Source organism: Bacillus paranthracis (genome assembly GCF_001883995.1).
GTDB classification, from domain to species: Bacteria; Bacillota; Bacilli; order Bacillales; family Bacillaceae_G; genus Bacillus_A; species Bacillus_A paranthracis.
The window spans coordinates 1-23,290 of the sequence record NZ_MACE01000038.1 but is presented as its reverse complement, the minus strand read 5'-3'; the positions used below and the strand labels follow the sequence as shown (position 1 = coordinate 23,290).

23 protein-coding genes are annotated in these 23,290 nt (G+C 38.5%); 1 reads left to right on the top strand and 22 read right to left on the bottom strand.

Annotated elements, in window-relative coordinates:
* Nucleotides 1-2: 2 nt before the first annotated feature.
* The 22 genes from mreB to nuoA form a co-directional block, all read right to left on the bottom strand.
* The gene (mreB, locus tag BAQ46_RS14720) at nt 3-1,004 is read right to left on the bottom strand and encodes a rod shape-determining protein (RefSeq protein WP_000457987.1); all 1,002 of its coding nucleotides are present in this window, start codon (nt 1,002-1,004) and stop codon (nt 3-5) included.
* A 161-nt stretch (nt 1,005-1,165) separates the two neighbouring features.
* The gene (gene spoIIID / locus BAQ46_RS14715; protein ID WP_000544012.1) at nt 1,166-1,438 is read right to left on the bottom strand and encodes a sporulation transcriptional regulator SpoIIID; all 273 of its coding nucleotides are present in this window, start codon (nt 1,436-1,438) and stop codon (nt 1,166-1,168) included.
* A gap of 307 nt (nt 1,439-1,745) precedes the next feature.
* A complete protein-coding gene (locus BAQ46_RS14710; RefSeq protein ID WP_000008903.1) occupies nt 1,746-1,880 on the bottom strand; it encodes a hypothetical protein in 135 nt (44 codons plus the stop codon).
* A 141-nt stretch (nt 1,881-2,021) separates the two neighbouring features.
* Nucleotides 2,022-2,927: a stage II sporulation protein SpoIIQ gene (gene spoIIQ / locus BAQ46_RS14705; RefSeq protein WP_001214941.1), complete on the bottom strand. Its 906-nt coding sequence runs from the start codon at nt 2,925-2,927 to the stop codon at nt 2,022-2,024.
* Between the two features lie 161 nt (nt 2,928-3,088).
* Nucleotides 3,089-3,793 (bottom strand): ABC transporter permease, encoded by a 705-nt coding sequence (locus BAQ46_RS14700; RefSeq protein WP_071742085.1) that lies wholly within the window; start codon nt 3,791-3,793, stop codon nt 3,089-3,091.
* Nucleotides 3,793-4,635, bottom strand: a complete 843-nt coding sequence (locus BAQ46_RS14695) for an ABC transporter ATP-binding protein (protein WP_000170856.1) — start codon at nt 4,633-4,635, stop codon at nt 3,793-3,795. Before BAQ46_RS14695 ends, BAQ46_RS14700 begins: the two co-directional genes overlap by 1 nt.
* Nucleotides 4,636-4,816: 181 nt before the next feature.
* Complete coding sequence (locus BAQ46_RS14690) at nt 4,817-5,824, bottom strand: LytTR family transcriptional regulator DNA-binding domain-containing protein (protein WP_071742084.1); 1,008 nt, start codon at nt 5,822-5,824, stop codon at nt 4,817-4,819.
* Between the two features lie 98 nt (nt 5,825-5,922).
* The gene (spoIID, locus tag BAQ46_RS14685) at nt 5,923-6,942 is read right to left on the bottom strand and encodes a stage II sporulation protein D (RefSeq protein ID WP_044791935.1); all 1,020 of its coding nucleotides are present in this window, start codon (nt 6,940-6,942) and stop codon (nt 5,923-5,925) included.
* Nucleotides 6,943-7,150: 208 nt separating this feature from the next.
* Nucleotides 7,151-8,455 (bottom strand): UDP-N-acetylglucosamine 1-carboxyvinyltransferase, encoded by a 1,305-nt coding sequence (gene murA, locus BAQ46_RS14680; protein WP_061131866.1) that lies wholly within the window; start codon nt 8,453-8,455, stop codon nt 7,151-7,153.
* A gap of 39 nt (nt 8,456-8,494) precedes the next feature.
* Nucleotides 8,495-9,199: a YwmB family TATA-box binding protein gene (locus BAQ46_RS14675; protein ID WP_000767901.1), complete on the bottom strand. Its 705-nt coding sequence runs from the start codon at nt 9,197-9,199 to the stop codon at nt 8,495-8,497.
* 51 nt (nt 9,200-9,250) lie between these two features.
* Nucleotides 9,251-9,487: a DUF1146 family protein gene (locus BAQ46_RS14670; protein ID WP_000940742.1), complete on the bottom strand. Its 237-nt coding sequence runs from the start codon at nt 9,485-9,487 to the stop codon at nt 9,251-9,253.
* 213 nt (nt 9,488-9,700) lie between these two features.
* Nucleotides 9,701-11,215 (bottom strand): NADH-quinone oxidoreductase subunit NuoN, encoded by a 1,515-nt coding sequence (gene nuoN / locus BAQ46_RS14665; RefSeq protein WP_071742106.1) that lies wholly within the window; start codon nt 11,213-11,215, stop codon nt 9,701-9,703.
* 7 nt (nt 11,216-11,222) lie between these two features.
* Nucleotides 11,223-12,725 carry an NADH-quinone oxidoreductase subunit M gene (locus tag BAQ46_RS14660; RefSeq protein ID WP_071742083.1) on the bottom strand — a complete coding sequence of 501 codons (1,503 nt, stop codon included), beginning with the start codon at nt 12,723-12,725 and terminating at the stop codon, nt 11,223-11,225.
* Nucleotides 12,722-14,584 (bottom strand): NADH-quinone oxidoreductase subunit L, encoded by a 1,863-nt coding sequence (nuoL, locus tag BAQ46_RS14655; protein ID WP_071742082.1) that lies wholly within the window; start codon nt 14,582-14,584, stop codon nt 12,722-12,724. The genes BAQ46_RS14660 and nuoL overlap by 4 nt, the downstream gene beginning before the upstream one ends.
* Before the next feature lie 29 nt (nt 14,585-14,613).
* Nucleotides 14,614-14,928 (bottom strand): NADH-quinone oxidoreductase subunit NuoK, encoded by a 315-nt coding sequence (gene nuoK, locus BAQ46_RS14650; protein WP_071742081.1) that lies wholly within the window; start codon nt 14,926-14,928, stop codon nt 14,614-14,616.
* On the bottom strand, nt 14,921-15,445 hold the full coding sequence (locus BAQ46_RS14645; protein ID WP_001012803.1) for an NADH-quinone oxidoreductase subunit J: 525 nt from the start codon (nt 15,443-15,445) through the stop codon (nt 14,921-14,923). Before BAQ46_RS14645 ends, nuoK begins: the two co-directional genes overlap by 8 nt.
* The gene (gene nuoI / locus BAQ46_RS14640; protein ID WP_000677191.1) at nt 15,442-15,861 is read right to left on the bottom strand and encodes an NADH-quinone oxidoreductase subunit NuoI; all 420 of its coding nucleotides are present in this window, start codon (nt 15,859-15,861) and stop codon (nt 15,442-15,444) included. The genes BAQ46_RS14645 and nuoI overlap by 4 nt, the downstream gene beginning before the upstream one ends.
* 25 nt (nt 15,862-15,886) lie before the next feature.
* Nucleotides 15,887-16,888, bottom strand: coding sequence for an NADH-quinone oxidoreductase subunit NuoH (gene nuoH, locus BAQ46_RS14635; protein WP_071742080.1), 1,002 nt, complete (start codon nt 16,886-16,888; stop codon nt 15,887-15,889).
* Nucleotides 16,888-17,988, bottom strand: a complete 1,101-nt coding sequence (gene nuoD / locus BAQ46_RS14630; RefSeq protein ID WP_071742079.1) for an NADH-quinone oxidoreductase subunit NuoD — start codon at nt 17,986-17,988, stop codon at nt 16,888-16,890. Before nuoD ends, nuoH begins: the two co-directional genes overlap by 1 nt.
* A 4-nt stretch (nt 17,989-17,992) precedes the next feature.
* The gene (locus tag BAQ46_RS14625) at nt 17,993-19,330 is read right to left on the bottom strand and encodes an NADH-quinone oxidoreductase subunit C (RefSeq protein WP_071742078.1); all 1,338 of its coding nucleotides are present in this window, start codon (nt 19,328-19,330) and stop codon (nt 17,993-17,995) included.
* Entirely contained in the window at nt 19,327-19,845 is a 519-nt protein-coding gene (gene nuoB, locus BAQ46_RS14620; protein ID WP_000236331.1) for an NADH-quinone oxidoreductase subunit NuoB, read from the bottom strand. Before nuoB ends, BAQ46_RS14625 begins: the two co-directional genes overlap by 4 nt.
* Entirely contained in the window at nt 19,836-20,204 is a 369-nt protein-coding gene (nuoA, locus tag BAQ46_RS14615) for an NADH-quinone oxidoreductase subunit NuoA (protein WP_000179275.1), read from the bottom strand. Before nuoA ends, nuoB begins: the two co-directional genes overlap by 10 nt.
* A gap of 290 nt (nt 20,205-20,494) precedes the next feature.
* Between nuoA and BAQ46_RS14610 the strand changes: the two genes are divergently transcribed.
* Complete coding sequence (locus BAQ46_RS14610; RefSeq protein WP_071742077.1) at nt 20,495-23,221, top strand: putative bifunctional diguanylate cyclase/phosphodiesterase; 2,727 nt, start codon at nt 20,495-20,497, stop codon at nt 23,219-23,221.
* The last annotated feature ends 69 nt before the right edge of the window (nt 23,222-23,290 follow it).

Here is a 23,290-nt window from a genome sequence, read left to right as displayed (position 1 = left end):
CTTTATCGTAAAGCACGCTTTGGTAATCTATCGATATTCTCTAACATAATACCTGTACCAACCGCAACGCAGTGCATTGGGTTTTCAGCAATTAATACTGGTACTTTTAGTTCTTCTGCTAGAAGCATGTCGATACCGTGTAGTAAAGCTCCACCGCCTGTTAGAATCACACCGCGGTCGATGATGTCCGCTGATAGTTCTGGTGGTGTGCGCTCTAGTACGCCTTTTGCAGCTTGTACAATAACAGCCGCATTTTCTTTTAATGCTTCTGTAATTTCTTCTGAGCATACTGTAATTGTACGTGGTAAACCTGTTACCATGTCACGTCCGCGAATTTCAAGTTCTTCGCTACGTGCACCTGGGAATACTGTACCAACTTTAATTTTAATATCTTCTGAAGTACGTTCTCCAATTAATAGCTTATACTTACGTTTAATGTAGTTTAAGATCTCCATATCAAACTTATCGCCAGCCATTTTGATAGAGGAAGAGGTAACAATATCACCCATAGATAGTACAGCGATATCTGTTGTACCTCCACCAATATCAACAACCATGTTACCGCTTGGTTGGAAGATTTCCATACCAGCACCAACTGCGGCTACTTTTGGTTCTTCTTCTAAAAATACCGTTTTACCACCTGAACGTTCAGCAGCCTCACGAATTGCTTTTTGTTCTACTGATGTGATATTTGTTGGACAACAAATTAAAATGCGAGGTTTTGAAAAGAAGCTCTTTACGTCCAATTTGTTAATGAAATACTTTAACATCGCTTCTGTAATTTCGAAATCTGCGATTACACCATCTTTTAGTGGACGAATGGCTACAATATTACCAGGCGTACGTCCCACCATACTTCTTGCTTCTTCACCTACTGCTAATACTTTACCTGTGTTACGATCAATAGCAACAACAGATGGCTCATTTAATACAATACCCTTACCTTTAACATGGATTAATACGTTAGCCGTACCTAGGTCAATTCCGATATCTCGCGCAAACATTCCCGTTTTTTCCTCCTCGATATTCAAAATCAGGTTACACCCGAATTCTTTTACACCTAATTTCTGATTTTATCATAAATTTAACAGAAACGTAATATTCGCAAAAAGAATTTTTCTGAAAAATATTACCGAATTGAAACGGAATGTTTGCGATCGCATATTTATTGACGTACCGGCTTTTCTACATCTTCTTTTCTATACTTTTGTTTTGTTGCTTCTCCGCCTCTTAAATGACGAATAGACTTATGATAATCAAGAATTTCTTTCACTTCATTTGCGAGCTCTGGATTAATTTCTGGTAGACGTTCCGTTAAATCTTTATGGACTGTACTCTTTGATACCCCAAATTCCTTTGCAATGACACGCACTGTCTTTCTTGTCTCCACGATATACTTACCAATCTTGATAGTTCTCTCTTTGATGTAATCGTGCACACCACTCGCCTCCCTAAATTGGATGTGAGAAGGGTGAAATGAGCCTCGCTGCATACGACTAAGAAGTAAGTGTGAGTGCTGTTTGTAAGCGTTAAACATTCTTGGATTTATAATGAAATGATTCACGATTTCTCACCTCAAACACTCTCTTTGCTTTGGTTTATACCATTGTATTGCCCGCACTACTGATATATGCTACATGTTCACTATTTTTGCGGACTAAGTTAAGAAAAATTACATTTTTTTGTGAGAAATACGTTAACAGTGACTATTTTGGCGAAAAAAATGACACCTTGTATACAAGGCGTCATTCTTCTCGTTCTAACTCTTCTTCTAACAATTGATGGTGGGGAACCTCTTTCTTACCGGCAATGTAATAATATAAAGTAAATAAAACAAACAATAAAATAATAGCAGTCGACAGAACAAACAAAAATGACACAGTATCCCCTCCTTTTTGTAATATATATTCGTGAATCTCGTCATTTTTCCTTGTTATTGCAACTTTTTTCTCGAAATTGAGTATTTTTATATAGAAATAAAAAAATCAGCTCTCCTAGTGAGAACTGATTTTTTCACTTTCTTATTCTTGTGAAGAAGAACTGTTAGATGATTCTGTAGAACCATTTGTTGATTTTTCTTCTTTCTTCGGTTCTTCTTTTTTGTCACTAGTTGAACCGCTAGTTGATTTCTCTTCTTTTTGAGACTTGTCTTCTGTTTTACTTTCTGGTTTCGTGCTCGTTGACTTTTCTTCTTTTTGAGATTTGTCATCAGCTTTTTTTCCAGAAGCGTTCGTTGCCTTTGCAGCACCTGCATCAGCTTTAATTTCTGCTACTGACTTATTTAAGTAGCGCTCAGGGTTCACAGCCACATTGTCTTTACGTACTTCAAAGTGAACGTGAGAACCTGCTTCTTTATTCATTGCACTTAGACCGGATTTTCCTAATACTTCACCTTGTACAACTCGTGCACCTTTTTCTACTTTCACACTGCCTAAGCTTTGATAAGAAGCTGCTACACCATTTCCGCTATCAACTGTTACAACATAACCAAGAAGTGAATCTTTTTCAGCTTTCGTTACTGTACCACTTAAAGCAGCTGTAACATTGAATTCTTTTCCATTCTTCGCAGCAATGTCAATTCCTTTGTTCGGGGAATATGTGTTGTTATAAAAGACAAGTGCTTTTTCTTGTTCCGCCTCAGTTGCTGCATCTTCATAGAACTTCTTCTGTACAACTACTTCCGCATTAGCAGGAGCTGGCATTTTCACTACTTCTGAAGACTTCGTTACTGGTACTGCTGGATCTTCCGTTTGTGTATACGGCGTTGCTTGATCTTGGTTCGGAGTCTTCTTCGGATTAGCTCCTTGGAACCATAGCGCAACCATTAAAATTACCGCTGCACAAGCAATGTATAGTGCCGGAAATACCCATCTTTTTTGAAATAAATGTACTACCTTTTGCGACTTTTTATTATTTCTTCCTCGCATTCCATCATCACCTCAGCAATCATTTTGAACAATATTCACGCATCCTATACAACCTATAACTAATTACTTTTCGACAAAATCTGTAAAAATATGTATAGGAATTGTAAAATTTCCGAGGAAATGATAGAAAAAAGAAAAAACTGAGCGTTTTGGCTCAGTTTTTAATCTAATTGTTTCTTTTTATATACGATTAAACATGCAATAAGTGAAACAATAAGCCAAGCTCCAACATTTATCATATGCCCACTAATACTACTAAACCCAGCGCCCTCTACTAAGCTTTTAATTGCCTTTTCAAGATGAGATGTTGGAAGATAACTAATTATTGTCTTAATGACTTTATTTTCAACCATTGGTTCAAATTGCACAGCTAAATACATCGTCATTAATATCGGCATTCCAATTAATGATGTTTGTGGGACAGAATCAGCTAGTAATCCAATCACCGTTCCAATTAAAGTAAATAAAATTGTTCCACATAAGAAAACAAATGCTAGTAATAAGAAATTTCCACTTAATTGATCTAAAATGAATAAGTTTACAATAGAAATACCTAGCGTTAAACATGCTGTTAATATACTTTTTCCAAGAAGGACTTCAACAGAAGAAGCTGGTGATAGCATTAACACACGTAACGTATGTTTTTCTTTCTCTTCCGCAATTACCATTGATTGAACAAACCCTGCAACGAATAGAAAGGCCATTAAAGTAATAATACCAACTCCTGCACTCCCTTGCCCAAACCTGCTAAATATAAATGCAAATATAATTGGTAAAGATGCCATTAACAACACTTGTGAATTTGTCTTAAAATCTTGTACCTCTTTTCTAAAAATAGCTGATACACGTCTCATTGAAAATGTCATTATAATCCCCTCCCAGTAACTTCAATAAAGATATCACCTAACGTTGGCTCATAAGAATGAATGGATAATAGTTCTCCTTTTTTCATCCATTCTGAAATGCGTTTTGCACCTAATTCATCTTTTTGTACCGTTTCTTTCTTCTTATCCTTTAACACGACTTGTATTTGGTCTTTCGCGTATTGTAAGCGAAGGTTCTCTGGTGTATCAAGCGCTACAATTTCTCCGCTACATAGAAAGGCAATACGGTTACAAAGCGTTTCTGCTTCGTCCATGTTGTGCGTCGTTAAGAAAATCGTCGTTCCTTCTTTATTTAAGTCTTTTAAGATTTTATGAATGTTTTGTACGTTAACTGGATCGAGTGCAGATGTTGGTTCGTCTAAGAAGAGAATATCTGGTTTATGAAGGATTGCTCTAGCTAATGTGACGCGCTGCTTCATTCCCTTTGATAGTTTCTTTACTGGTGTTTTTTTATCATCTAATAGATTTACTTGCGCTAGCACTTCATCGATTCGTTCTTTTTTACAATCGTATAAGTCACAAAATAATAGTAAGTTATCATAAATGCTAAGTCTTTCATATAAGCCACTGTTGTCTGTTAAAATACCAATTCGTTTGTAATCGATACTACTTGGCCCTGTAATATCTTTTCCTAGTACTCTTACCGTTCCAACACTATGAAGTAATTGAGAAGTTAAAATTTTTACTGTTGTTGTTTTTCCAGATCCACTCGGTCCGAGGAATCCGAAAATCTCTCCTTGCTTCACCTCAATATTTACATTTCGAAGTGCCGTTTTTTCATTGAAGCTTTTCATTACATCTTTCATTTCAATTGCCAATGTCATCTCGTCATCCCCTTTGTTTTTTTCTTTTATAGATGAAAGTCGCTTTAACGCTTTTCGTTTGCTTGCTTCGCTTTTCTTGACTCCATCATATGAAGAACAAAGGGTTTACGCAGTAAAATACCGGTAAAAGGAGTATTTTTACCGGTGAATGAATCATATTTTGAGCTTATTGGAGCACTTTTTATAGCCCAATTACACCCTTTAACTCATCCATTCGTCCTTTCGAAAGTGGAATTGAACTTTTTCTTTCGTCATCCAAAATTAAACTAAAGCTATTACGAGTCCACGTAATCACTTCTCGTACTCTTTGTAAATTCACAAGGTACGAGCGATGACATCTAAAGAAACCAAAACCTGTTAATCTTGTTTCTAGTTCACTTAATGTTAATACACATACGAAATCACCTTCACGAACGTGAATATGGGTTACTCCGTTTTGCGTTTCAATAAAATGAATTTCCATCGGGTCTAATAAAATGATTTTATCGTTCACTTTCGCTGGTATTCTTTCTAACTTCATTTGCGGAATCATTTGAATGACTTTTTCTTCATCGACTTCTTCTGCTTCTTCTTGTTCGATTTCTATTTTTTTCACACCATCATTATTTAATATGTATACATCTTCTGTTAACGAAAGGGCATCCGATAGAAATGATGACGTAATAAAAATTGCCTTTCCTTGCTCTTTCATTTTCATAATTGCTTTTCGAATCATAATCGTACTCTCTGTATCTACATTTTGCTCTGGTTCTTCCAAAATAACTAAATCCGGATTATGAATCATAACTCGCCCAATATGAAGACGACGTTTCTCTGAAAATGATAGTTTTTCTATTTTAACGTTTAATTTATCTAAAAGGCCGACATATTGTACAACTTCTTCCGTACTCATATTTGATTCATAAAGCCCTATTAAGAACTTGAAGTATTCCTTTACCTTCAAACGATCATATGCTTCATCTTTCAAAAAACAAAAGCCGATGCGAGAATAATTTCTCTTTCCAATCACTTCATCTTCAAATAGCACATTGCCAGTTGAAGCTTCTTCCTCACCAATAATAATACGGTGTAACACTTTAGCTGTATGGTTATTACATTGCAAAACAACACATTGCCCCTTCTCAACCTTCAGTTCAACTGCCGGTAACTGGTTCGTCTTACCTAACTGTTTCAACTCCAGTAACGCCATTTTGTCTCCCCCAAATACTTTTTATCTTATTATACCAAACAATTAATGGAAAATTATGATATTTTAAACAAAAAGCAGGTGCCAGGAGACCCTGACACCTACTTCTTCACCATCAACTTACCTTCATAATCGTTCATCGTCTTTATTTCAACGCCTTTATAGTAATGAGCGACGATATCTGTATATTTCTTGCCTTCTGCTGCCATGCCGTTCGCTCCGTATTGGCTCATACCAACGCCGTGGCCGAAGCCTTTCGTCGTAACGATGATTTTATCCCCTTGTTGTTTCCACGTGAAGTCGGAAGAACGTAAGTCTAACTTTTCACGAACTTCCTTTCCTGTTAATGTTTTTCCTTGAAATGCTACATCCTTTACGCGCTTTCCTTCCGTAAGATCTTTAATATTTCCAACCTTTCCGTCTGCCAGTACCTTCACACCGAGACGTTTTTGAAAGTCAGCTACGGTAAAGGTTTGCTCGCTCGTAAATTTCGGAGAAGCTTGATCCCACGGACTATCTACACTCTTTAAGTACGGATAATCATTTCCCCAATAATCGGCTGCATTTTCTGTCCGGCCATTACTCGTTGAGAAGAAGGATGCTGAGATTGGTTTTCCCTCATACGTTAAAACTTGTCCTGCGGTTTTCGAAACAGCTTCCTCGATTTTCTTCAAATTATTTTCGTAGTTATTGCCCCATTGTTTTTTCAATTCTTCTTTACTTTTGTACACTTGATCTTTCACCGTATCTGTCACGTCCGCATTGTTTTTCTTACCTCCGCTTAGCATACGCTGGACTACAAATGTTCTCGCTGCTAATGCCTGCGCCTTTAGCGCCTCTATTTCAAAACTGGCATTCATCTCAGAAGCTACTACACCGGTCACATACTCCTCCATAGGTAATGACTCTACCTTTTTCTGTTTCTCGCGATATACAGCAACTTGAACCGCTGTATCCACTTTCCCTGGAGCTGGTATACTTTCTATCGCTGGAGGAGTTTTAGAAGCTGCTTTTTCCTCTACTTTTGCTTTCGCAAACGGAATCACAAGAGCAGCAGGTACAATGATAACGAGCGCTATGAGAAGCGCTACTGTAATAAAAAGTGGCTTTGAAAATTTCATCTTATTTCCCCCAATATGAAAAAGCTTTACTCCATTCATTCTTATGGAACAACTCTTTCTTTTAGAACATACTTAAGGGGAACCATATAAAATGAAAATTTTCTAAATATTTTTACTGGTACGTGCATAAGTATAGAATTTCTTGACTATAACAGTAATAAGCCCAAAAAAATAGCCTCTATGTCAAAAGACGTAGAGACTATTTCAATTAAGCGTGAAGATCAGAAACTTCTTGTTCTTTCACTTCTTCTACTTTTTCGTTTACACGTTCAATAGTTGCACCTAATGCAGCTAATTTCTTATGGAAGTTTACATAGCCACGGTCAAGATGTTTTAACTCAGTTACACGAGTGTAACCTTCTGATACTAAACCAGCTAAGATTAATGCAGCTGCAGCACGTAAATCAGTTGCTGCTACTTCAGCACCTTGTAAGCTGTTTGGACCGTTCATAATAACAGAACGACCTTCGATTTTAATATCAGCATTCATACGACGGAATTCTTCAACGTGCATAAAGCGGTTTTCAAATACCGTTTCTGTAATCATACTTGTTCCTTCAGCTTGTAGTAATAATGCCATCATTTGTGATTGCATGTCTGTTGGGAAACCTGGGTGAGGCATAGTTTTAATATCAACCGCTTTTAACTTATCTGGGCCGATAACACGTACACCTTCATTTTCTTCGATAATTTTAACACCCATTTCTTCCATTTTCGCTGTAATTGAGCGTAAATGTTCAGGTACAGCATTTTCAATTAAGATGTCTCCACCAGTAATTGCCGCTGCAACCATGAATGTTCCCGCTTCAATACGGTCAGGAATAATAGAGTGGTTTGCACCATATAATTTATCAACGCCTTCGATACGAATCGTTCCAGTTCCAGCTCCGCGTACTTTCGCTCCCATCGCATTTAAGAAGTTAGCTAAGTCAACGATTTCTGGTTCTTTCGCTGCGTTTTCAAGGATTGTTGTCCCTTTTGCTAATGTAGCTGCAGACATAATGTTTTCTGTCGCGCCCACGCTTGGGAAGTCTAAATAAATTTTAGCTCCTTTTAGTTCTCCCTCAACGTATGCCTCAACAAAACCGTTACCAACCTGTACTTTTGCTCCCATTGCTTCGAAGCCTTTTAAATGTTGGTCAATTGGACGTGAACCAATTGCACATCCACCAGGAAGTGCAATACGAGCACGACCGTTACGTGCTAATAATGGTCCCATTACTTGAACAGATGCACGCATTTTACGTACATATTCAAATGGTGCTTCAATGTTTAGCTCTTTAGAAGCATCGATTGTTACTTGGTTATTTTCAAATACGACTTCAGCATTTAAATGACGTAATACCTCATTAATTGTGTATACATCAGACAAAACTGGTACTTCAGATAGTACATTCTTTCCATCACTCGCTAATAGGGCTGCAGCGATTATAGGTAATACAGCATTTTTTGCGCCCTCAACACGCACTGTGCCGTTTAACCGCTTTCCGCCACGGACGATGATCTTTTCCAAATTATTCCCCTCCGTGTCCTTTTTTCAGTATCTATTCACTCAATACTCAGAAGTTATGATCGGTGTGCCAACCACAATTGTATCTTTGTTGTCTGTAGAACGTATTGCTATTTGCACATTTATTTTCTCTCTATTTGTTGAAAGAGCGTCATCCCACTTTTTATTGTATGCGGAGACTGACACAAATGCTCTTTCTTCTATCTGTTCGATCGCTCTTGCTGAAAGATCTTTCAAAACCTGATTGGTTTTATTTTGCAAAACACCTTCAATCTTATCATTCAGTACACCTTGAACACAAGTGTAAATTATAGGTTTTTCACTAAAAATTTTATTCGTTTTTTGAATATACTTCGGGTCCCATTTTGCCCCGCTCACTTCAAAGATAATGAAAGTGTTTTCTTTAGTATTTTCCTTACTCCAAGTTACTACTACTCGTTCTTCATAAGAAGAAAATTTTTTATAGGATGTAGCTTTATATCCATCTGGAGATTGCTCTAATTCCCACTTTTGAATATTCGCCTTCTCCTTCACATCGTTTAACAACTTTTGAAACGTATGTATATTAGAAATTGTTTTTGTTTCTCGCGCTAACCATGACCATTTCTCTACTTTCGCATCATTTTTCTCTAAGGATGCGATCATGCCCTCCATCTTCTGTTCATCACTGATTGGTTTCATCTCTCTATACCCAACCAAAAATAAAACAACACTAAGTGCAACAATAAGAATGGCTTTAAGCTTCAATTTCATCCCCTCCTATCCCCATTGTTAACGGAGATATGAGGTTCTATACACTTACTTTACTAAATACGTTAAACTCTTTGAATAGCCTAAATAATCAAGGAAAAAGTTACTTACAGATGTCCCAATTGCAATTGTAATTAAGATGAGTAATACTCTCGTCTGCATCACCTTTCCAGGCTTCATTAAACGCTCAATGTGAATACCTTGTAAGGCCCACCACGTAATGGTAATAAACAATAAATGCGAAACGATGGCAATCAGTGCTTGTTGCCCTAAAAGATGTGCCAAAAAACCGACCCCTTTTTACCTAGCTACTACTTACGAAATCTTATAAAAACGATACCATAATAAGTAGAAGCCACACTTTTTCAAATACAAATAAGCATCTTACATGTTACATCGTAATTTTTCTCTTTAAAAGCGTATACTTATATGCATTTTCAATTGTAATTCACACAAAATAAAAAGCGCAGAGTAACGACTCCACACCTTTTATTTTCACTATTGTACCACGTTCCCTAAGAAGAAGAAATCTTTCATTAATGGAAAATATTCATAAAAGAAATTGTATCCAATCATCGGCATAATCCCTAGTATTACAATCGAAATTGCGCAAAGGCTCATCACAACCTTTATATTGAGTGGCAACCGAATTTTCTCTTCTACTTCTCCCGTACGGAAAAACATTTGCTGTAAAATACGGAAATAATATACGAATGAAATGACTGTCGTCCCCATCATAATAGAAGCTAGTACGTAATGAGCTGGCTCTACATGAAGGGCCCCTAAAAAGATGTTAATTTTCCCAATGAAACCAGCTGTTCCTGGTATCCCCGCTAGCGATAAAATAAAAATCGTCATCACGATTGCTGTAAATGGCGATCTTTTATATAATCCGGTGAAGATGGTGATATTTTCTTTGTCGCTTTGTAAGATTAAGGCGTGGATAATTGCAAACGTGCCTATATTCATAAGCATATACGCAAGCATGTAAAACCACATGCTATCCATCGTAAATGGCGATAATGCGACAAGCGGTACGAGTAAATATCCTGCATGCGCGATTCCTGAATAAGCAAATAAGCGTTTTACGTTATATTGCTTTAATGCGACTACATTTCCAATAATCATCGTAATACTAGCTAGCACAGCGATGTATATGCTCATACGTCCGTATAAAGATTGCATGTCTCCTTGCACCGATACACTTGCAAAAACCATGAGGAACAGACGGATAATGAGTAAAAACCCAGCAATTTTAGAAATCGTCCCTAGAAAAGCAGTAACAGGTGTAGCCGCTCCCTCATACACATCAGGCGCCCACATATGAAACGGCACTGTCGCAATTTTGAATGAGAGCCCAACGAGTAAGAGTAGAAATGCGAGAGCTAGCAATAACTGAATACCACCAGCCAGTTCCCCGGCAAATACTTTTTGCATATCCACGATATTGGTTGACCCTGTAATACCGTACAAATAACTCATTCCAAAGAGCGTAATTGCCGTTCCAATTCCTCCATTAATGACATATTTCATGGCTGCCTCATTTGATGCACGGTTCTTTTTTCGTATTCCTACTAAAATGTAGGAAGAAAGTGAAAGCAATTCTAAACCGACGAAAAGTGTAACGAAATCAACGCTAGAAGCCATAAACATCGCCCCAAGAAGCGCTATTAAAAATAAGTAATAATACTCTCCCTTATCTTCAATTGGATTTTTCTTATCATCGCTCATTGCGGTGCACAAAATCAGGGCCGCCCCGCCTAACAACAACGTTTTAAATCCTTTTGAAAATCCATCTAACACAAACGATCCATTTAAAATATCTCCCGCTGTTTCGCTATATAGCGTAATTAGTGACAAGATTGCTAATACGACCGCCGCGATTGCACCAAGCGCTACGTATCTATGGTTCAGCTTAAAAAACAAATCACATATGGAAAGAAGGATGGCAGCCCCGAGAATGATGAATTCTGGCTCCATGAGATGCCACGATAAGCTAAGTAACGTATTCATATCCATCCTACTTCACCCCCAATGTTTTCAATGTATTTTGAAGCGGATCCCCTAGTATTTCTGGCATTACGCCAATTGCAATAATGCAGAAGATAAGTAGCAAGATAGGAACATACTCCCATCCGTGTATATCAGCTTTCGCTTCCCACTCTTTCTTACCAAATGTTACTTGAAGTGTCGCTCTTAATACGTATACAGCTGTTAAAATGATACCAAGTACTCCGGCCGCAGCAATAACTGGCTCCCCTTGGAATAAACCGAGAAAGGCAAGAAACTCGCTAACAAATCCAGACATTCCCGGCAATCCAAGCGATGCCATTCCTCCCGCTAAGAAAAAACCGCTAAGTACTGGTACACTTTTTGCAAGTCCGCCAAGCGCTGTAATATTTGATGTTCCAAAGCGCTGTTCTATAACACCAAGTAAGAAAAAGAGTAAAGTTGCAATTAAACCGTGCGAAACAACTTGGAATAAAGCGCCTTGTGTACCTGGTGCATTTAACGCCCCAAGGCCCATTAATACAATACCCATATGTGAAATACTAGAGTAAGCAAGCACCTTCCGGAAGTCCGTTTGAATGAGTGCCAAGAAGGCTCCGTACAATAAATTGATGACTCCTAAAATCGCAATGAGCGTTGCAACCTCGCGAAAGTATTCCGGGAATAGCCCCTGGCCAAAGCGGATTATACCGTATGCTCCAATCTTCAGTAAAACACCTGCATGAAGCATAACGACAGCCGGATGTGCTTCAATATGTACATTGACCATCCAGCGATGTAACGGGAAAACGGGTAGTTTAATCGCAAAAGCGATCATTATGCTAAGAAACAAGCCGAACTGTAAGCTATTTGGGACAGCCATTCCTCCGCCAGCACCTACACTCGTTAATATTTCTTTAAGCTCTGTAATATTGGTTGTACCTGTTTTCGCAAATAAAACCGAGAAAACGATAAGCAAAATAGCGGAGCCAATACCGTTATATATTAAATAACTATAAGCAGCCTTTTCACTCGACAATTTCCCCCACTTCCCAATTAATAAAAACATCGGTGGCAATGTAATTTCAAAGAAGATAAAGAACAACATTAAATTTTGAGCAGCGAAGACACCGAGCATCCCTATTTCTAACATGAGTAACAGCATATAAAATGCTTTCAAATTCCTTTTAATCGTAAATGCCGCAATTGCTGCAAGCATCGCTAGAAGGGCCGTCAACACCATCATAACGAGCGATAAACCATCTATACCAAGTTCGTAATAAATGGAAAACCATCTTTTATCTACCGCTGCAAAATCCCCGAATTTAATCCATTTCACTTTTTCATCAAATAGAGACAAATCCCTTCCAGAAGCATATGTACAAGCGAGGACGATAGCCATTCCGAATGGAAGCACCGTTCCAAATAAACCGAGCGCTCGCACTGTACGTGATTCTTTTTTCGGTGTTAATGTAAGTAAGAGAATTCCTAAAAGCGGGGAAAAAATGAAGAACGTTAATAACAAATCATTCATCGTAAATCCCCTCCCGTATAGAGCAAAATAATGAAGAGTACTGCAAGTGAAACAGCTGTTACAGTCCCGTACACTTGTACATTTCCGTTTTGGAGTCTAGAGCCAATTGCACTTATCCCTTTCACTAAACTCCCTATTAAAACGGCAATTCCTTCGACTACATACACTTCAAATAGGCGAAGCACATGAGCGATTCCTTTCGTAATAGGAAGCACCGTCATATTGTATAGTTCATCCACATAATATTTTTCTTTCAAAAGTTTATAAAGAGGCGAGTCCTCGCCACCAGCCCAATCTCTAGCAATAGATTTCTTGCCATATATGAAATATGCAAGAGCAATCCCTGTCAAAGAAACGAGCGTCGCAACAATCATAATCCAAACTGGTCCGTGTGCCTCTCGCACTTTAAATGCTACATCTTTCGTAAGCCAATCCCCGAGAAACGTTCCAAACCACGGTGTATTTATATAGCCTGCCACGACTGCAAGAACGCCAAGGACAATCATCGGATACGTCATGATGCGGGGCGATTCATGCACATCTTCCTTCGTCTTCGCTTCCCCAGTAAAGACAAGAAAGTATAGGCGGAACATGTAGAACGCTGTTAGGAATGCTGCAATTATCGCTAAGACGAATAAAACATAATTGCCGTTCATCCAAGCTGCCGCTAAAATTTCATCTTTACTAAAGAAACCGGAAAGGAGTGGCACACCACTAATTGCAAGAGTACCGATTAAAAATAAGGCACCTGTTACTTTCATCTTCTTCTGTAAACCGCCCATTTTATTAATGTTTTGCGTATGCACGGCATGAATGACACTTCCTGCCGCCAAAAATAGCAACGCTTTAAAAAAAGCGTGTGTCGTTAAATGGAACACACCAGCTACATAACCGGCAGATCCTAATGCAAGCATCATATACCCGAGCTGGCTAACTGTAGAATAAGCAAGTACTCTCTTTATATCCGTTTGTACAAGACCGATGGAAGCTGCAAAGATTGCAGTAAAGGCGCCAACAATTGCTACCGTCTGCATCGCCACCGCACTTGCTGAAAATAGCGGAAACATCGTTGCCACTAAATATACGCCAGCTGCGACCATTGTCGCCGCATGAATAAGTGCCGAAACAGGCGTCGGCCCTTCCATCGCATCCGGTAACCACGTATGAAGCGGGAACTGACCTGATTTCCCCATCGCCCCGATAAAAATTAATATCGCCGTTATTGTAATCATTGTCGGAGTCAGATCACCCGTATGAATCGCTCTAAAAATTGCGTCATATTCAAAACTACCTGCATGCCAGAAAATTAAGATCATCCCAATAAATAAACCGACATCGCCAATACGTGTCATAATAAAAGCTTTTTTCGCAGCAGCCTTCGCTTCTTCTTTAAAGAAATAAAAACCGATGAGTAAGAACGAACCAAGGCCGACTAACTCCCAAAATATATAAAGCTGTAATAAATTCGGTGATATAACAAGCCCGAGCATCGCAAATGTAAAGAGTCCTAAATAGGCATAAAAGGTTGGTAATCTTTCCTCACCTTTCATATAACCTTTCGAATACACGTGTACAAGTAAACTCACAAGTGTAACGATAAACAACATTAAAGCCCCTAATGCTGTCACTTCAAAGCCAAATGATATATCAATATCTCCAGCTCTAAGCCATACCCACTTATGCTTCACTGGTACTGTCGAAAATCTTTCTATTAATACAAGTACCGCAAATATAAAGGAGAGAAAGACGAAGAAAATACTAAGTACACTGCTTCCTTCTCTAATTTTCTTCCCGAATATAATTAATAACAAAAACGAAACAAGCGGGAAAAGCGGTATGAGCCATGCATAATCGATCATTGTTTCCTTCCCCCTTTTCGGTCACAATGTTATCCTTTAAGCGTATCCATTTCATCTATATGAACTGTCGTACGATTACGATATAAAGCAATTAAAATGGCGAGTCCTACCGCCGCCTCCGCTGCTGCTACAGCCATCGTAAACAGAGAGAAAATTTGCCCTGTTACATTTGGGAACAAACCTAATTTACTAAACGCTACTAAGTTTAAATTGGCTGCGTTCAGCATTAATTCAATACAAACTAATACAATCACTGTATTGCGCTTCGTTAAAGCTCCAAACAAACCGATGCAAAACAAAATAATCGCAAGCGTTAAATACGCAGAAGCAGGCACGCTACTCATTGGAATCCTCCTCTTTCTCATCCTTCTTCGCAAGAATAATTGCACCGACAAGTGCTACAAGTAAAATAACTGAGGTTAGCTCAAATGGAATAATATATTTTGAATAGAGAAGTGTACCGATTTGAAGTGTGTTTTTTTCATGGAGAGGTAAACTTCCTTGTGTGCTTTCATTTGCAAAATCAATATTGTTAACAGCGAAATACATAACGGCCCCAAATGCTACAACCGCAAAGAAGATAATCCATTTTCGAAGAGTAAGACGCGATTCATTTTCTGCGTTATGTTTCGTTAACATAATGCCAAAAATCATAATAATTGTGATCGCACCCGAGTAAAGTAAAATTTGTGCAACCCCGATAAATTCAGCTGATAAAAGAAAGTACAAACCTGCAATGCTGAGAAATGTTAGAACGAGAGCTAGCATCATATGCATGACCTTCGTTAAATTCAACATAAGAACGCCGCCGATAATTGCAGACAAGGATAGTATAAAGAATGCTATAAACTCGCCATTCATGCTTTATTCTCCTTCCTGACGTTTTCGTCGTTTTCATCAAGCCACTGCAAATTTTTAAATAAGTCATCCCGTGAATATTCCGCGAGTTCAAAGTTATTTGTCATAACAATCGCCTCTGTCGGACAAACTTCTGTACATAAATCACAAAGAATACAAATTTCAAAATTAATATCGTACGTGTCGATAATTTTTCCTTTTTTCGTAGGATCCGGATGTTTTTTCCCCGTTAACTGAATACAGTCTGTCGGACAAATATTGGAGCACTGGTTACAAACGATACACTTTTCTGGATAAAACTTTTGAATCCCTCGAAAACGATCTGGCAATGGCAACGGTTGATTCGGATAATCATACGTCACTTTCTTTTTACTCAAATTGCTTAATGTATATTTTAATCCTTTAAATAGCCCTTTCATCTCTTACTGGCACCCCCTTCATAGATTAGAAGAATAACTCCTTAATCAATGCCGTTAAGAAAATATTTGCAAGTGCAATTGGCAATAATACTTTCCAGCCAAACTCCATTAACTGATCACCTCTTATACGCGGAAACGTAACGCGGAACCAAATTAATAGAAAAACTACACTGCTAAACTTTAAAGCAAACCATACGGCACCTGGAATAAATCCAAGGAACATAACTGGATTCCATCCGCCTAAAAAGAGCACTGTAATTAAAGATGCCATCCCGAAGAAATATACGTACTCTGAAAGCATAAAAAACGCCCAGCGAAACCCTGAGTATTCCGTATGATATCCAGAAACAAGCTCCGACTCAGCTTCTGGTAAATCAAACGGCGTCCTATTTAACTCTGCTACCGCTGCGATTAAAAATACGACGAAACCGATTGGTTGCACGAAAATGTACCAAACATTCTCCTGCGCTGCTACGATTTCATTTAAATTTAAACTACCAGCTAACAAAACGATCCCAATTACACTCATTACGAGCGGAATTTCATAAGAAATCATTTGCGCCGCTGCACGCATCCCTCCTAAAAGGGAATATTTATTATTCGATGCCCATCCTCCGGTTACGACGCCAATCGTCGTAATGCCAGAAACAGCAATGTAATACAGTAAGCCTACGCCAATATCCGCGAACTGAAATTTATCAGTAAATGGGATAACTGCAAGAACCATAAATGCTGGTGCGAACGCAATGACAGGTGCTAATATAAACAACGGTTTATCTGCCGCCTTCGGAATACTATCTTCTTTCAATAATAGTTTTAAAACATCGGCTACCGTTTGCAACAGACCAAACCGGCCCCCGACTTGGTTTGGCCCAATCCGCCCTTGCATAAAACCCATCACTTTCCGTTCTGTCAAAATACCATATGTAACGAAGCCAAGGACTGCAAATAATAGGAGCACCGCTAATCCGAAAAAAATGAAGAAATTCGTCCAGCTAGAAGGTGATTGTAAGAGCGTTTCAATCATTAGCCATCAACCTCCCCAAGTACAATATCCACTCCACCTAAAATCGTAATTAAATTGGCGATGTTTTCGCCTTTCAATAACTTCGGTAAAATTTGCAAATTGTAAAAAGACGGCCTGCGAAACTTCAAGCGGTACGGCTCTTTCTTTCCGTCACTAGCAATATAGCAACCAATCTCTCCTCGCGGCGACTCTATACGGACGAATGCTTCCCCTTTAGGAGCCTTAATAATTTTCGGTACTTTCGCAAGTACTGCTCCTTCTTTCGGGAACTGCTGGACTGCTTGCTCGACAATTTTTAACGACTCCTCAATTTCCTTCATGCGGCAAACGTAGCGATCCCAAGCATCCCCCACGCTCCCAACAGGAATATCGAAATCAAAACGGTCGTAAATGGAGTACGGTTCATCCCTGCGAAGATCCCAGTTTACTCCGGTGCACCGCAAATTCGCTCCGCTTAAAGAATACGAAATCGCTTCCTCCGCGCTATATATACCAACACCTTTTACACGATTTAAGAAAATCTCATTGCCGCTAACAAGATCATGATACCCTGCCAATTGTTCTCTCATATACGGAACAAATTCTTCCACTTTTTCAATCCAACCATCCGGTGCATCCCACTTTACACCGCCGACTCTCATATAGTTAAAAGTAAGCCGGGCACCGCATAATTCGTTTAATAAATTTATAATCATCTCTCGTTCACGAAACGCGTACAAAAACGGGCTAACCGCTCCTATATCAAGAAGATTTGTCCCCCACCAAACGAGGTGGCTCGCAATCCTTCCAAGCTCCATTGCAAGCACTCGCAAGTATTCGGCACGCTCCGGGATTTCAAGCCCCATCATCGTCTCTACAGCATGGCAAATGACGTAATTATTCGTCATAGCCGATAAATAATCCATCCGATCTGTATAAGGGATAATTTGCGTATACTGTAAGCTCTCTGCAATCTTTTCGGTCCCGCGATGCAAATATCCAATAACCGGTGTAGCTTCTTTAATAATTTCCCCGTCAATTTTAATAACGAGCCTGAACACACCGTGCGTACTCGGATGCTGAGGACCTACATTCAAAAGCATTTCTTCCGTACGGATCATTTAGCTACACCTCCACATCATACGGTTCATAATCTTTCCTAAGCGGGTGCCCTACCCAATCATCAGGCATTAAAATACGTGATAAATTCGGATGCCCCTTAAATACGATACCAAGCAAATCATACGCTTCCCGCTCTGGCCAATCTGCCCCTTTCCAAAGCGCTGTCACCGATTCCACTTGCGGTGCTTCCCTATCCAACTTCACCTTCACCGCTACTGACTGTTTCTTTCCATATGAAAATAAATGAACATACACTTCCATATGTGTCATAAAATCCGTCGCATGTAGCTCTGACATATAATCAAATGCAAGTCCCTCATGGAATCGCAGTAACTCCATTACTTCATAATATTTTGAGGGCTCCACTACAAGAGTTGGTACATCTTTGGAAAGTTTATTAATGTAGCAATCTACTAAAGCATCCTCTCCTACTTTTCCCTTAATAACTTCAACATACTGATTTAAATACGGTTGATTCACAGATGGCTCTTCCTGCTTCGTCTCTTCTTCCTTCTTACCTTCAGCACCCTTCATCTTCGCCCTTGCAGCCGCTGCCGCTTTTGCCTTCGCTGCTGCAATTGCCTTCGCCTTTTCATCTCCCGAATCCCCATCACCTTGCGAAGCTTTCTGCTTCGCTAGCGCCGCTGCTTTTGCTTTCGCGGCGGCGACTGCCTTCGCTTTCGCCTTGGCCTTTTCTTCTTCCGTCACTTCTTCTGTTCCTTCTCTTTTTTGCTTCGCTAACGCCGCTGCTTTCGCTTTTGCGGCTGCTGCTGCCTTCGCCTTTGCTTTGGCCTTTTCTTCTTCTGTTCCTTCTTCTGTTCCTTCTCTTTTTTGTTTCGCTAACGCCGCCGCTTTTGCTTTGGCCTTTTCTTCTTCCGTCACTTCTTCTGTTCCTTCTCTTTTTTGTTTCGCTAACGCCGCTGCTTTTGCTTTTGCAGCCGCTGCTGCCTTCGCCTTTGCTTTGGCCTTTTCCTCTTCCGTCACTTCTTCTGTTCCTTCTCTTTTTTGCTTTGCTAACGCCGCTGCTTTCGCTTTTGAGGCTGCTGCTGCCTTCGCCTTTGCTTTGGCCTTTTCTTCTTCCGTTACCTCTTCTGTCCCTTCTCTTTTCTGTTTCGCTAACGCCGCCGCTTTTGCTTTTGCCGCCGCTGCTGCACGTCGTTTTGCTTCTTCTATAGTCATATCGTCATTTTTTGGTAGCGCTTTCTCTTTTTCGCGATTTTCTTCCTCAAGTTTACTTATTTCCACACCATGTTTCGCAACGAGACGCTTTCTCGCCTCTTCTTTCGCACGCCTAGCCGCTTCTCTTTTTAAATCCTCTAAGTCTTTGTTAGGATCACTCATTTATTCGTCACCTGCTTTCCAGTCTTTGCTTCGTAACGAATTTTTTCTTTTAATTTATTAATTCCATAAATTAAAGCTGCAGGATTTGGTGGGCAACCAGGGATATACACGTCAACTGGCACAATTTGATCTACACCTTTCACAACAGCGTACGAATTTACATATGGACCACCTGCTGTCGCACAAGATCCCATTGCAATAACCCATTTCGGTTCAGGCATTTGGTCATATAAGCGCCGAACAATAGGAGCCATCTTCTTCGTTACCGTTCCCGACACAATCATAACGTCCGATTGCCTTGGTGAAGTCCGAAAAAATGACCCAAATCGATCTAAATCATAATGTGATGAACCTACTCCCATCATTTCAATTGCACAGCATGCCAGTCCGAATGTCATCGGCCATAAAGAATTACTTCTCGCCCATCCTTTCAACTGTTCCAATGTAGAAAAAAAGATATTTCGTTCTAATTCTGCTCGCTCATTTGGATGTAATTCCTCAAAATTTATAACCATTGTAACACCTTCTTTTTCCAAGCATACGCTAATCCAACTAGCAACATTACAACAAAGATGAGCATTTCAATCAGTGCAAATAAACCGAGGTTGTCATATGCAACAGCCCATGGATATAAAAATAAAGTTTCTACATCAAAGATGACAAACAATAAAGCAAAAATATAATAACGAGCATGAAACCGAATATTCGCATCATGAAAAGGCTCAATCCCGCTCTCATACGTCGTCGCTTTCGCTGCACTTGGTTTATTTGGGCGCAGCATCCTTCCTAATGTAAGAGCCACTACCGGCAGCAATATACCTAATAGCAAGAAAATCAAAACGATCATATAACTATTTTCATATACACTTGCCATTGTGAAACCCTCCCCCCTAAATTAAGAACAAGTTCACTTAGTAAACAATATGTCCTAGTTGCAGTAATTATTATTTTTAAATTTTTCTTAATAATGCAACTATTTTAATCATTATAGCAAACTTCAAATTCCTATGTCGATATGTTGGGGACAGAAACGAGAATTATTAAAATCTGTTTTTATAACTTGCTATACTTGCGCAAAATAAGTATATAGGTTATATATGTTTTTTAAGAAACTATAAAAAATACAAAAGAGGAATTTATATGTATATACCGTGGGTGAGATAGATGAAAAAACAAACACATGTAAGTATTCTTATAAGCATTACATTGCTATCTATAGTAATTCATTACGTGGCAATGCCTTTTCTATATGAATACTCATTTCCCTTTCAAATATTAATTGGAATGAGTACTTTATTCATTGATATTATCGCTTGTAGTTATATACTTTATTTTTCAAATATGAAAGAAGGGTTACCTCGTTTATTTTGGACGATATTATGCGTTGGAACTCTCTCTTATTTCATCGGGGATATCGTCGTTGCCTATCAACGTTTAATTTTAAAGGACTACTATACATTCGTTGATCCGTCCGACTTTTTTTATTTACTTTTTTTAATTAGCTTTGCATTCGCCTTTCTATATGAAATCATTTATAACCGAGATTTATTAGAAAAGCTTTTTATGATATGTGATATTTGTATTATTGTTACAGCACAATTCACTTTAAGTTACTACTTACTTATTGAAAGAACCATTCACATTTCTTCAACATCCTATATCGACATATTTGTTCAACTTACTTATCCAATGACCGATTTACTCTTTTTCCTCATAGGAATTAATCTGTTATTCAAGCCTTTATCTTTATTATCCAAAAAGGTTGGCGCACTTCTTGGCAGTGCTTTACTTTTATATGCTACTACAGATGCGATTTATGCTTATATCAAATACTTCATACCCGAGTATTCTATGTTTACAGTTACTCCTCTTTATCAAGTAACTTTAGTACTAGTAGCAATCGCATGTATTATCCATACAAAAGAACCTGAAAAACAAGAACAAGTGCTATTAACACCTAAATTTGGGGAAGCGATCAGATTATCATTACCTTATATTTCTGTCGTAATGCTTATTGTTTTCATATTAGTCGAATATGTTTTCGCGCCTATTGTAGTAATTGGGCTTATGATAACTTTCTCCTTCGTTCTCATACGCCATAGTTTAGTTCGAAAACAAAATAAAATATTATTATTAGCCCAAATGCAATTCAACTCAGAACTCGAAAAACAAATTGAACTGCGTACAGAAGATTTAGTAGAACAAAAAAATGAACTGTATCATAACCAACAAATGTTTAAATCTTTATACGAGCATCATCCAGATCCAATCTTCACATTAGATTTATACGGTAATTTTCTTAACGTGAATAACGCTGGTACGACTTTACTCGGTTATCAAACGAATGAATTATTAAATCAGCCTTACTATTCACTTACGTATGAAGAAGATTTGGAAGAAATCATTAATGCCTTTCATCGCGTAAAAAAGGGGAAATCTATTTCTTTAGAAATACGGGCATATCATAAAAATAGAGATATTTACTACTTGCATGTGACAGCTGTTCCTATCTTTTTAAAGGATCATATTTCCGGAGTTTATTTAATGATTAAAGATATTACGGAAAGCAAACAACAACAAGAACAAATTAATTTTCTAGCATATCATGATACACTAACAGAGCTTGCAAATCGACGTGCATTTCATCAATATGTAGAACAAGCAATTGCGCGATCCAAAATATCAAAAATGCCTTTTGCTGTTATGTTTCTTGACCTAGATCGCTTTAAAGTTATTAACGATACCCTCGGTCATAGGGTAGGAGACCTTCTATTAATTGCAGTAGCAAAAAGACTCGAAAGTATAGCGACACCAAATATGAAGCTTGCCCGATTAGCTGGAGATGAGTTCACAATCCTTATCGAAAATTATAAAAAGAGGCCAGACGTAAAAAAAATAGCTGATACAATTGTAGCAGCCATGAACGAACCATTCGAAATTGAAAATCAACATTTACAAATCTCACCGAGCATCGGGATTGCAATATATCCTGAAGCAGGTGAAGATCCGTTATCAATTTTACAACATGCTGATATGGCCATGTACGAAGCAAAAAATAAAGGAAAAAATGGTAGCTCTCTGTACACGAAAGAATTGTATAAAAAAACGGAACGAAAAGCCCGAATTGAAAAAGATTTACCACTCGCTTTAGTAAACGAAGAATTTTATCTCGTCTATCAACCACAAATTGATATTACGACGAAAAAGATTATTGGTGCTGAAGCATTACTACGCTGGAAACACCCACTCCTTGGTGACATTCCGCCATGTGAGTTCATTCCAATTGTAGAGGAGACTCCTCAAGTCATTCCACTTGGTCATTGGGTATTAAATGAATCTTGTCGTCAGCTAAAAATATGGCATACTTTTGGCTACAAAGATTTAAAAATAAGTGTTAACTTATCAGCTAAAGAGTTCCAGCAAAATAATTTAACCGAGAACATTTTACAAATAATAACAGACGTTAAAGTCGATCCAAAAGATGTAACACTTGAATTAACAGAACGAATTGCAATGATCGATGAAAAGGAAACGTTATCCAAGCTAAAACAATTAAAGGAATATGGTATTCAAACGTCCATTGATGACTTCGGCACCGGCTATTCTTCTCTCGCTTATTTATCTATTTTCCCTATCGATACATTAAAAGTACCGAGAGAATTTACACAACTAGCTGATCATCGACCTGAAGAGAGAGCCATCGTGTCCACTATCCTTTCCCTTGCAAATACGTTAAACCTATCTGTCGTTGCTGAAGGAATTGAAACAGAAAAACAACTTAAGTTTCTACAAAAGAACAACTGTAAATATATGCAAGGTTACTATTTCAGTAAACCACTTACTAGTCATCAATTTATAAAATTTCTACAAAAAACACCTAGTATGAACTGAAGTGAACCCTGAAAACGGGACACCAATCAAAACACCTAAACCACTTGTTCCCTAAATTCTTTAGGGGAT